The sequence below is a fragment of the Butyricimonas hominis genome, from assembly GCF_014287455.1.
Taxonomy (GTDB): domain Bacteria; phylum Bacteroidota; class Bacteroidia; order Bacteroidales; family Marinifilaceae; genus Butyricimonas; species Butyricimonas muris.
This window is the reverse complement of sequence record NZ_JACOOH010000065.1, coordinates 1-667: the sequence shown is the minus strand read 5'-3', so window position 1 is coordinate 667 and position 667 is coordinate 1. Positions and strand designations below refer to the sequence as shown.

At 51.3% G+C, this 667-nt stretch carries 1 pseudogene; it reads right to left on the bottom strand.

Features of this window, described 5'->3' with window-relative positions:
* Positions 1 to 72: 72 nt before the first annotated feature.
* Positions 73 to 652 (bottom strand): annotated as a pseudogene (locus H8S64_RS22260) (conjugal transfer protein TraO).
* Positions 653 to 667: the final 15 nt, after the last annotated feature.

Genomic DNA, 667 nt, shown 5'->3' with positions numbered 1-667 from the left:
AGGGCGGCCACGATGTAGCAGCCCATGATGATTTTATACATTACATTCTTCATATACATTATTATATAGCGGTCAGTTGATAATGAATTTCAGTCCCAAAGATACCTGCGTGTGGAACTTGCCGATGTCCGAGCCGAACAACGCCCGTTCCCTTGCGTTCAACAGCAGAGCCACCCGGTCGGTCAGGTAGGTTTCCAGTTCCAGCGTCAGCGCACCGCCGTAAATGAAGCAGTCCTTATCCAGCAAGGTAGAGCCGTCCGGCAGCAGCTTTTCGCTTCGGTTGCTTGTTTCGTACCCGGCGAGAGCCGACAAGCCCAATGAAAGGAAAAAGGTCTTTCGCCTGTCCGATAGGAATTTCAGGTAATAGCCGCCCTCTGCGGTGAACTGTTCGACTGGTATTCTCATATCCTTGTAGTCATACTTCTTGTGCAGGTATTCGCCGCCAATCACCCAGCGGTTGGCGTTCTTGGTGTAAACGCTGTACGCCGCCCCTATGTGGTAGGCAAAATCATTGCGCGTTCCAATGCACCCCGTCCGTCATGCCCGCCGTGACCTGCAAGCCTTTCATGCCCGGCAGGTATCTTTGTGCGTGTGCCTGAAACGAGGTCAGGCACAGCGCAAAGAGCATCATTATAAAGATGTGTCTTTTCATTCCCTATTTGATTTT